The sequence below is a fragment of the Paraburkholderia solitsugae genome, assembly GCF_013177695.1.
In the GTDB taxonomy this organism is placed as follows: Bacteria; Pseudomonadota; Gammaproteobacteria; order Burkholderiales; family Burkholderiaceae; genus Paraburkholderia; species Paraburkholderia solitsugae.
The window spans coordinates 1-9,147 of sequence record NZ_WOEY01000155.1; the positions used below are offsets into that span (position 1 = coordinate 1).

Annotated in this window: 9 protein-coding genes and 1 pseudogene; 3 read left to right on the plus strand and 7 right to left on the minus strand. The window is 58.2% G+C overall.

The window, feature by feature from the left end:
* Window positions 1-273 precede the first annotated feature (273 nt).
* From GNZ12_RS38820 to GNZ12_RS38830, 3 genes and pseudogenes are all read right to left on the minus strand, one after another.
* A pseudogene (locus GNZ12_RS38820) lies at window positions 274-758 on the minus strand (electron transfer flavoprotein subunit alpha/FixB family protein); the annotation flags it as partial.
* A 182-nt stretch (window positions 759-940) separates the two neighbouring features.
* Window positions 941-1,396: a (2Fe-2S)-binding protein gene (locus tag GNZ12_RS38825; RefSeq protein ID WP_172317615.1), complete on the minus strand. Its 456-nt coding sequence runs from the start codon at window positions 1,394-1,396 to the stop codon at window positions 941-943.
* A gap of 591 nt (window positions 1,397-1,987) precedes the next feature.
* Window positions 1,988-3,718: an FAD-dependent oxidoreductase gene (locus tag GNZ12_RS38830; RefSeq protein ID WP_172317617.1), complete on the minus strand. Its 1,731-nt coding sequence runs from the start codon at window positions 3,716-3,718 to the stop codon at window positions 1,988-1,990.
* A gap of 506 nt (window positions 3,719-4,224) precedes the next feature.
* On the opposite strand from GNZ12_RS38830, the gene GNZ12_RS45175 reads away from it, so the two are divergent.
* The 3 genes from GNZ12_RS45175 (at window position 4,225) to GNZ12_RS38840 (ending at window position 6,657) form a co-directional block, all read left to right on the plus strand.
* A complete protein-coding gene (locus GNZ12_RS45175) occupies window positions 4,225-4,353 on the plus strand; it encodes a hypothetical protein (protein WP_268959095.1) in 129 nt (42 codons plus the stop codon).
* Between the two features lie 217 nt (window positions 4,354-4,570).
* Window positions 4,571-4,726 (plus strand): hypothetical protein, encoded by a 156-nt coding sequence (locus GNZ12_RS38835; RefSeq protein WP_172317619.1) that lies wholly within the window; start codon window positions 4,571-4,573, stop codon window positions 4,724-4,726.
* Between the two features lie 173 nt (window positions 4,727-4,899).
* Entirely contained in the window at window positions 4,900-6,657 is a 1,758-nt protein-coding gene (locus GNZ12_RS38840) for a thiamine pyrophosphate-binding protein (RefSeq protein ID WP_328806142.1), read from the plus strand.
* Window positions 6,658-6,815: 158 nt separating this feature from the next.
* On the opposite strand, the gene GNZ12_RS44020 is transcribed toward GNZ12_RS38840, so the two are convergent.
* The 4 genes from GNZ12_RS44020 to GNZ12_RS38855 all read right to left on the minus strand — a co-directional run bounded on the left by GNZ12_RS44020 (window position 6,816) and on the right by GNZ12_RS38855 (window position 8,951).
* Window positions 6,816-7,133, minus strand: coding sequence for a hypothetical protein (locus tag GNZ12_RS44020; RefSeq protein WP_328806143.1), 318 nt, complete (start codon window positions 7,131-7,133; stop codon window positions 6,816-6,818).
* Window positions 7,121-7,309, minus strand: a complete 189-nt coding sequence (locus GNZ12_RS44025; protein ID WP_216673535.1) for a hypothetical protein — start codon at window positions 7,307-7,309, stop codon at window positions 7,121-7,123. The genes GNZ12_RS44020 and GNZ12_RS44025 overlap by 13 nt, the downstream gene beginning before the upstream one ends.
* Window positions 7,310-7,368: 59 nt before the next feature.
* Window positions 7,369-8,286, minus strand: a complete 918-nt coding sequence (locus GNZ12_RS38850; RefSeq protein WP_172317621.1) for a ketopantoate reductase family protein — start codon at window positions 8,284-8,286, stop codon at window positions 7,369-7,371.
* A 476-nt stretch (window positions 8,287-8,762) separates the two neighbouring features.
* Window positions 8,763-8,951, minus strand: coding sequence for a carboxymuconolactone decarboxylase family protein (locus GNZ12_RS38855; protein WP_172317623.1), 189 nt, complete (start codon window positions 8,949-8,951; stop codon window positions 8,763-8,765).
* Window positions 8,952-9,147 lie beyond the last annotated feature (196 nt).

Here is a 9,147-nt window from a genome sequence, read left to right on the forward strand (position 1 = left end):
CTTCCAGCTCAGCGGGCTGGGTTACGGACCTGCCTACAGATTTCATCGGATTGGCCATGGGTTGCATCCTGCCTTTGTACTCTAATTGGTCGAAGGCAGGTGTCGCATCTCATATTGGCACGTAGGGGTTGGGGGAAGACGGTCTCATACCGACCACGCTCTTACCAAACTCTTCTTTCAAAGCTGTAGACCGAACCAACGGCATCCTGTCGGTGCATCGACAGCTCGGTAGACCGCTTGCTAAGTCGCAGTCCCCCGACTTGATTCGAGGGTTCAATTCGGCGACTGGCCGTCGAGCGCTGCGACAAGTTCTGGCACCGCCGTGAAAAAGTCACCCACCAGACCATATAATCGGCCACGCTGAAAATCGCCGCTTCCGGGTCCTTGTTGATGGCGACGATCACCTTCGAGTCCTTCATACCGGCCAGATGCTGGATCGCACCCGATATGCCGACTGCAACGTACAGTTGCGGCGCGACGATCTTGCCGGTCTGGCCGACCTGATAGTCGTTCGGTACGAAGCCCGCGTCGACGGCTGCGCGCGATGCGCCGAGTGCTGCGTTCGGCTTGTCGGCCAGCGGTTCGAGAACCTTCGTGTAGTTCTCGCCGTTGCCCAGACTGCGGCCACCCGAGACGATGATCTTGGCCGAGGTCAGTTCCGGACGGTCCAGCTTCGTTACTTCACGGCTCACGAACTGCGAGAGGCCCGTGTCGGCTGCGGCTTCAATCTTTTCGACCGTTGCGCTGCCGCCTTCGGCCTATCGGAAAGCTGCGTACCTCACCACCTCGGGCGGGCACTTCGAATCCCAGCAACAGCCCCCCGCCTGCCGCCGCAGCGAGCGTCATTCCCAATTTGAGGAATTCGCGACGCGACGCATCCGGTTGCGTCGCCGTGTGCGCGACAGCGGACGTGCTTGCATCTCTCCATTTGCGCGACATGTCAGACCTCGCCCGCGGCACGCTTGATCGCTGCCCGAATCCGGTTATACGTGCCACAACGACAAATGTTGCCCGTCATCGCCGCATTGATATCGTCGTCGCTGGGGTTCGGATTAGACGCGATCAGAGCCTCTGCCGCCATCACCTGTCCCGACTGGCAATAGCCACACTGCACAACATCAAGGTCATACCACGCCCGCTGAATCTTCCGCCCGGCGGGAGTCGTGCCGACTCCTTCAATGGTCGTGACCCGCTTGTCTCCGACGGCGGCGATAGGCAGGACGCACGAGCGCACTGCGGCGCCGTCGAGATGGACAGTGCACGCGCCGCATTGCGCTATGCCGCATCCGAACTTCGTACCGGTCAAGCCGATGAGGTCACGCAACACCAACAAGAGCGGCATGTCGCCAGGCGCGTCAACGCTATGCGTTGCGCCGTTGATGTTCAGACTAACCACATTGCACTCCTTATTGGCCCATAGATATATCGATCTCGCCTTGAGCCACATTGATTCCTGAAATGGCGAAATAGGAATCTGGTCAATCGCCGTGCTTTTCCATCGCACCGACCTTTCGGCACGAGTCCCCGTTAAGTATCGGCACTTTAGAAAATCGCATATCACCGCCTGTCCGCGCTACCGATGAAATGGCGATTTCCATTTGAATGATCGCCACTGCCCTCGATGTAGCGCGAACCGAGCCGTTGCCCCTTGCGCAGATTGCGCAACGCATGCAGGCCGTTTACGGCGAATCGCTGCCATTGCCTACTGACTTAACGCTATGCGCCACGCCAGGATCGTCAACCCCTTGGAAAGTCGCATCTTGATGCCTCATTTGAAAAATGAAGAATGATCGCTGCTCTTTCGGGCGACTCGCGCGAGAAATCGCGTAACCCAATATTAGTAATCCGTACTACATCCAACAAGATATACATATGTATCGAAACGATATACCGGAGCACAACCAGCTTCCGTCACTCGGTGCCGACTCATGTCGCTAGGATTGACGAACGGGAGAGACGCGATGACGACGGACGCCCCCGTAGAGTTTCATCGGAAAGCGGCTAAGAAACCATGAATTTTCGCTACTACGGCCGCGCCGTCGCCCACCGCCGACGCGACCCGCTTGGTCGAACCAGAGCGAACGTCGCCTATCGCAAATACCCCTTCGACGTTCGTCTGCAAAGGCAACGATTGCGTGCCCTCGTGAGACCCATTGGCGCCCGTCAATACGAACCCCCTGTTGTCGACCGACACCCCGCACGTCTTGAGCCAACTCGTATTTGGTTCAGCGCCGACAAACATGAACACATGATGTGTCGTCATGCTTCCCTCAACGTTAGCGGCGCCGTGGTAGCGCACGCGCTCGAGGCGCTCGCCCCCTTCAACAGCGGAAAGTTCCACACGCGTATGAAGCGTCACGTTCGGCAGCGATGCGACGCGCTCGATCAAATAGCGAGACATGCTGTGTTCGAGGGTTGCGCCTCGAATGAACATATGCACGTGCTCGGCGTGCAACGCGAGAAAGACCGCCGCCTGCCCGGCAGAGTTGCCACCACCGACGATAACCGCCGGCTCCATGCGGCAAAGCCTCGCCTCGATCGGAGTGGCCCAGTAGTAAACGCCGCGGCCTTCGAACTGCGCGAGGCCGTCGACGGCGGGGCGCCGGTACTCCGCACCGGTTGCGATGACTACCGTGCGCGCCATGACCCTCCGGGCGTGGGCGAGCTCGACAACGAGTGGGTTGCTGCCGCAATGGAGAGCCTTGACCTCGCATGGGATGCCGATATGCGCGCCGAACTTCTGCGCCTGAGCGAATGCGCGGCCCGCGAGCACCTGCCCCGAAATCCCTGTGGGAAAGCCCAGATAGTTTTCGATGCGCGCACTCGTGCCAGCTTGGCCACCGGGCGCGCGGCAGTCCAAGACCATCGCCGACAAGCCTTCTGATGCCGCGTAGACGGCCGCCGCAAGACCCGCCGGACCTGCGCCGATGATCGCTACGTCATAGACATGGGCAGGATCGAACTCGGGAATCAAGCCCAGGCACGATGCCAGTTGCCCCTCATCGGGGTTTCGGAGCACTGCGCCATTCGGGCATACGACGAGCGGGAGATCATCGGGCTGCGGTGTCAACTTCTCTAGTAGCAAGATGGCGTCCGCATCCCCGTCTACGTCGAGCGTCATGTGGGGACAGCCGTTGCCACGCAGAAAATTCTGCAGAGCGACGAGCCGTGTGCTACCGGGCGCACCGATGATAACGACACCCTCCCCTCGTTCGATCGCCAAGCCGCGCCTCAGAATCAACGCGCGCAAGATCTTCTCGCCGAGCTCGGCTTCACTGATCATCATGGTGCGCAGTTCATCAGGCCTGACCAATAGCGCCTCGACGTCTTCGACGACATGCGCATCCACCAGCGCAGGCCGGTTTGAAAGCTGGCCGATCTCCGAGGTAAACCCTCCCTCCACATAGGTGTGCAGAACGCGTTCGTGGCCGAGACCGTCGCGGCCGACTATACGCACTGCACCGGACAGCAATACGAACATGCCTGGGCTAAGCACCCCATTGCGATAAAGCAACTCTCCTCTGACATAGTGACATGGGCGTCCGAATCGACGTACCCGTTGAATCTCGACGTCCGTCAATGTCGGAAACATCTGATCGTAGCGTGGATGGTTCCGCAAACCAGGGGCTTCGCCTATCGCGCCGTTATCGATACCGTACGCACCCGCTGCCGGCTGCCGAACACCTGTCTCATCTAACGGCCTTGGCTCTTTGTTCATCGTGCATAGTCCTCGCCGAACCCTCGATTGGCTCCGCCACTTCGCGACCGTTGCTCAAGCTGCCACGGGGGATTTCACTGCTGGTAATCTCGAGGAAAGGATTTCTGACGGCTCCTGCTCGCCTTCGGGCAATGCACACCTATGCATCCAGCCAATAGCGCAGTCGCTATCGACGAAATCTGCAATCCTGGCGGTACGTTTTCGTACGGTGCCACGCTGCTGTTCAGCGTTCGAAGTTGCACCGCACGATCGAATCTTAATGAGGTGTCCGCCGTCGCACAAACATACAAAGATATATATGTGAACGACATGCGATATGATCCGCGCGCCAATCCCGATGTGGAAACAATTGACTGGAGAGCCCGTCACGTATGCCTCGAGGTATACAGACGTATAAGTGTGTTAAGCCCAGGGAGGACTTTAGTGACCGTTCGTAGAATGGTGCTTCTCGTGTCGTCTGTCTATCCTGATTCCATGGACTTTGCGATTTCGCCTGGATGGAAGCCATGTCAACCGTTCTGCATAACTGGATTTACATCGGTAGCAACGCGTACGACGAGTACACGTTCGTCCCCTGGCTGAATAAGAACGTGTATCGCCGGACTGTTGACCTTGGCCACATCTGTATCCAGTGAGGGCCACGATGAGCGCGAACGCAGGAGATTTACCCGAGCTGCGCCGAGATGAGCCGACGTCGGCCGAACTGCGGAGGCCGGCCACGAGCATCATGACCAAGTTCGCTCCACACCGCAAATAACTGTGTTCGATCGGCAGTCCCGGACGGGTCGCGTGACTTTCACCTCGACAGACGCTCTCCGATACTACGTTCCCGAACACACTTTGGAGATAGTCATGAGAGTACTCATCCCGGCAATCGCCGTTGCTGCCGCCTGTTCTCTCTCTACCGCCGCTTTTGCGCAATCGGATGGACCGGACGGCGGTAACCCGATCCAAGCCGCGACTCCGCAGTCGGCTGCGGACTTGACGGCAGCGCATCAACCGCCGTAAACGGCAAAGCGGGTCGCGGCCGTCACTGGTATTCGTTCCTGCGTGCCGGTTCCCGAAACGCCCGTTCCGCCAGCAACCGGACAGCCATTCGAGAAGCACCGCACACAAACACGGCGACGCGTACCCGCCCCATGGCTACGTAAGCTCCAGGCACACGCGTCTGATCCGGGGCCGTGCCGGACATCGAAGCGTCAGAAACGACTGGCCGCAGTGTCGGCCAAAATGGAGCAACTATGTCAACTAGTACATTCACCTCGCTCAAAAGCGCCAATGCCCGACGCGGCGCCGAAGTCCTTCTCGACGTGCTGGAGAGCGAGGGGGTCGAATATATCTTCGGCAATCCGGGTACGACCGAGCTGCCCTTGATGGACGCTCTGCTACGCGCCCCCGCGCTCAAGTACGTCCTTGCGCTGCAAGAAGCGTCCGCGGTTGCGATGGCTGACGGATATGCGCAAGCCGCTCGGCGACCCGCCTTTCTGAATCTTCACACCTATGGTGGCCTTGGCCATGGAATGGGAAATTTGCTGAACGCTAGCGTGTCGCGAACCCCGCTGGTGGTCACTGCAGGTCAACAAGATTCCCGGCACACTTTGACCGATCCGTTACTTTTTGGTGACCTTGTCAAGATCGCTGAGCCAGCGGTCAAATGGGCACGCGAAGTTGCATCTGCGGACCAATTGCCCGTTCTGGTCCGACGAGCCTTTCACGACGCGAATGCAGCACCGACCGGGCCAGTTTTCCTGTCGTTCCCGATGGACGTCATGGAGGAGATGAGCTCCGTTGGAATTGCCGAGAGGTCGCTAATCGACCGCGGTGCCCTCGCCGGGTCACTGCCGAAGCTGGCGCAGCAACTGGCATCGGTCCGCCCAGGTCGACTGGCGATCATTGCCGGAGACGAGATCCACTTGAGTCAGGCAGCGGAAGAGACCACAGCTTTGGCGGAGATGCTTGGAGCACCCGTGTTTGGATCGTCGTGGCCTTCGCGCATCCCGTTCCCGACTTCACATCCGCTGTGGGCCGGCAACTTTCCGACCACGGCCACTGGAATCGCCGAAGTCCTCTCGAACTACGACGCACTCTTCGCGCTCGGCGGAAAATCCCTGATCACGATCCTCTACTCTGAGGGATCTGCAGTGCCTGCCGGCTGTGACGTTTACCAACTATCGGCCGACGTGCAAGATCTTGGCCGGACGTACGTTACGAAGCTGTCGGTTGTCGGAGACATCAAGGTCTCGCTTTGCGCGCTATTGCCTCACCTTCAAAAGGAAACCGATACGCAACGTCAGACATACGCCGAATTAAACACCAACGCCAAGGAAAACCGCGCAGCACAGCGCAGCGCACTACTCAGCCTTTCCGATGCTCAGTTTAACGAGCCGGTTGTGACGCCGCTGGTCGCAGCCCGGGAAGCGGTTCGTGCAATCGGTCCTAAAGTCTCGATCGTCGACGAAGCGATTGCCACATCGGCGCATGTACGGAAATTTCTCAATAGCGAGTCGGCCAATCAGTACTCGTTCATGCGCGGCGGTGGCCTCGGTTGGGGAATGCCTGCGGCCGTTGGCTGCTCGCTCGGTCTCGGACGAGAACCTGTCGTGTGTCTGGTGGGTGACGGCGCCGCGCTCTATTCTCCGCAAGCCTTGTGGACCGCCGCACACGAGAAACTGCCGGTCACGTTTGTGGTCATGAACAACCGCGAATACAACGTACTGAAGAACTTCATGCGATCGAAGGTCGACTACGTTGCCGCACAGACGAACCAGTTCATTGCGATGGAGATCAACCAGCCGGCTATCGACTATGTCGCGCTGGCACAAGGCTTTGGCGTTTCGGCACGACGCATCGAGAAGGCCGGCGATATTGCTCCGGCCATCGAAGCCGGCATCGCGAGCGGGTGCGCCAATCTGATTGACATCGCCATTTGCGCGCCATGAGTCTGTACGCGTCGATATGGCCGATATTGCTGCCGCAAGTCAGCTCAGCCGTATCTCCGCGGGCCTTTCGAGCCCCAGTGGGCCGCTTTAACCTGGGTGCACCGTTGCACCGGATGCGGACGCACGACACTCGCGCGTCCGCGCTTCGCAATGCGGATCTATCCCTGCGGACTCGGAGCGTCACATTGAGGCTCGTTAGAAGTAGCCGCGGTGTAGGCAGTATCAGGGATTGCGCCAATTTCGGGCGTCATGATGGCGCGAGAGCAAACCACCGGCTCTGCCACGCCATAGAAGATGTCGAATTCACCCTTGCCGAGAGTGTGGCGTATGAGTCGGCGTGCAGCCTGCACCCCGCTCGTCGGCATGCCATCAAGATGAATCACCGGGAGATGTTCTGCGTATGCACCAGAAATACCGTTAATCGCGCGAAGCTCGCCGACGCCGTACGTGGTACATAGTACCCCTACGCCATGGATGCGCGCAAAGCCGTCCGCAGCGTTGAGCTCGTTGCAGCAACCGACCTACGCATAATTTCCGCCGTGGAGACAGCATCGTCGATTGGGAACGCGAAATCGCCCGCTTCACCGAAAATGTCCGAAATGCCAAGCTCATGCAAACGCGATAGAACATGCTGGATCACCGTCTTGCTCATGATACGTTTTCCCATCTATGACACATGGGTATAACTGGTAGAACCGCGCGTTGACTCAACTAAGCGCCGAGTGCGTAAGGACTCAGAATGTCGGCGATGACGCGGTTGCACGGCGTAGGGACGTTCACTTGCGCCCCCATATCCGCCACATCACCACTCAACCAAGGCAGTTCGAGGCGGTTGCCGCGCTCGAGATCGTTATGCATTGACGAAGTTGCCGTTGGTGAAAACGCATCGGCTAACGAAAGTTGCCTCTGCGCGAAGTCATCGGGAATGGCGACACCTTTCGCCTGACCCACGGCAACCACTTCGCGCATGACGTCCAGTAGCAACTTGCGTGTCTTCGGGTTCTCTAGAACCACACCGACCGGCTTTCGGACCGCAGACGTTATTGCGGACAAGCCAACGACAAAAACGAATTTTTCCCAAATTAACCGACGCGGGTCGTCGCTGATTTCAACATCGATCCCGGCTTTCGAGCACGCGTCGTAGAGTTCAACCACCCGCGCAGAGCGAGTGCCATCGTATTCACCAAACGCTAGTTTTTGCTGCATGCCGGTATGGACGATGACACCTGGCTCGCCAATCGCCGCCGCGATGTAACAGACGCCAGCGACAATCGATTCCTTCGGCAGGTACTTGCTTAGAACTTCGTCCTTTTGAACACTGTTCTGAAAAGAAACAACCGCGGCACCTTGTGCGACGACTGGAACCAGCGACTTCGCCACATCTTCCGTATCCCAGAGCTTAACCGTCACGAATACGAGGTCGACCTTGCCAACTTCGGAGATGTCACGCACCGCCTTGACGTTTTCCAATGCAAGATTGCCTAGGGGGCTCTCGATGCGCAACCCATGATTTCGCATTGCTTCGAGATGCCTACCGCGCGCGACAAACGTCACTTCACAACCAGCGGCCGCTAGTCGTGCTCCAAAGTAGCCGCCGACGCCGCCAGCACCAAGTATTGCAATACGCATAACACTTCCTTTCTGCTTATGCCATTTCACGTAAAGTACGCTTCGTATTACACACAGAAGCTCCAGCATCGTTTCACCAGACCGTCGCCTCGTCGTCCCTACCTCAGAGACTAGGCTTCCTTCATCCGAGCAGGAAATGCATGCGATTGCCTGCGCTATGTCGACTCGTGATGAGGCGACTACGTCAGCTTATTTCGCTAACGAAATGCACTGTCGATTCATTGTATCGATGGTGCTGATCCCGTGCTGACAGTGACCAACCGTCAGCACAGTTGTGACCGGCAGTCAATAAACATGTCGTTCCAGCGAAGGATCGGAAAGAGCCTCTTTGCGCATTCAAGCCCTACCACTACCCGACGCGGTCGGGAAAAAGCGACCGAATTGGGCTTCGTTGCTCCACCGTGCGACGATCCCCCAGCCCAGATTCACTCAACGACCGCGAAGCGCGCGCAGCGTTTTCGCACCGCTCCCCTTCATTAATCCGCGCGCGGCACGTCCAGCGTTGTGTCGTTAACGCGATTGAATGTATTGGTGAACATCGTCAGCGCGATAGCGAGCGTAATTTCCACCAATTCCACATCGGTGTACCCCGCTTTTTTGATTGCCGTGAATTCGTCTGCGGTGATCGTGCCGCTGGTTTGCTGAATCACTCGCACAAATCGCACGAGAGCGTCACGTTTAGCGTCCCCCGTGGGCTTGCCAGCACGGATCAGCTTGAGTGCTTCCGGCGAGAGCCCTACGTGCCAATATGAGATGCGACACCTGCCTTCGACCAATTAGAGTACAAAGGCAGGATGCAACCCATGGCCAATCCGATGAAATCTGTAGGCAGGTCCGTAACCCAGCCCGCTGAGCTGGAAG

Excerpts from the sequence above, each read along its gene's own strand:
- GNZ12_RS45175 (WP_268959095.1), top strand. The coding sequence starts at position 4,225 with ATGTCAACCGTTCTGCATAACTGGATTTACATCGGTAGCAACGCGTAC.
- GNZ12_RS38850 (WP_172317621.1), bottom strand. The coding sequence starts at position 8,286 with ATGCGTATTGCAATACTTGGTGCTGGCGGCGTCGGCGGCTACTTTGGA.
- GNZ12_RS44025 (WP_216673535.1), bottom strand. The coding sequence starts at position 7,309 with ATGAGCAAGACGGTGATCCAGCATGTTCTATCGCGTTTGCATGAGCTT.
- GNZ12_RS38830 (WP_172317617.1), bottom strand. The coding sequence starts at position 3,718 with ATGAACAAAGAGCCAAGGCCGTTAGATGAGACAGGTGTTCGGCAGCCG.
- GNZ12_RS38835 (WP_172317619.1), top strand. The coding sequence starts at position 4,571 with ATGAGAGTACTCATCCCGGCAATCGCCGTTGCTGCCGCCTGTTCTCTC.